Source organism: Solitalea agri, from assembly GCF_023914155.1.
Taxonomy (GTDB): domain Bacteria; phylum Bacteroidota; class Bacteroidia; order Sphingobacteriales; family Sphingobacteriaceae; genus Solitalea; species Solitalea agri.
In genome coordinates this window covers 1-665 of record NZ_JAMWYS010000010.1, presented here as the reverse complement: position 1 = coordinate 665, position 665 = coordinate 1, and the positions used below count along the sequence as shown (strand labels likewise).

The following is a 665-nucleotide window of genomic DNA, read 5'->3' as shown; positions in this document are numbered from 1 at the left end:
AATGGATTCACCGTTACACTTACCGCTGCCGAAGTGGCTTTACAGGTAGTAGCCGTAAAGGTTACCACTACTGTATAGGTTCCACTGGTGGTCGCCGTAAAGCTGTTCGAGTTAGTACCTACCGGAGTAGCTCCGTTGTACCACTGGTAGCTCGCTCCTGCCTGCGCCGGTACCGAGATCACCTGTGATCCGCCCTGACAGAATACATATGGACCCGCTGCATTCAAGGTCACATCCGGAATCGGAGTGATCGTTACCGCTACCACGTTCGATGGTGCCGAACAAGTGGTGGTTGGGTTAGTCACCACTACCGAGTAGTTACCACTGATAGTTGCGCTGTACGTATTGGTGTTAGTTCCTACCGCTGTGGCTCCGTTGTACCACTGGTAATTCATGCCTGCCTGTGAAGTGGCCGTTAATACGATCACATCACCCGCACAACCTGCAATTGGACCTGCCGGTGCTACCGTTACCGTTGGCAATGGATTCACCGTTACGTTCACCGTAGCCGAAGTAGCCGAACAACCACCTGCTGCTGCAGGGTAGCTTGCCACTACTTTATACTGACCGGTAGTCGTTGCTGTATAACTGTTAGAGGTTGCCGATGGAATGGCTGTGGCGCCATTGTACCACTGATACGTTACGCCTAAGGCTGATTCATCAGT

At 52.3% G+C, this 665-nt stretch carries 1 protein-coding gene; it reads right to left on the bottom strand.

Features of this window, described 5'->3' with window-relative positions:
• Positions 1-665, bottom strand: a 665-nt coding sequence (locus NF867_RS03400) for an Ig-like domain-containing protein (RefSeq protein WP_465269306.1), incomplete at both ends; no start/stop codon positions are given.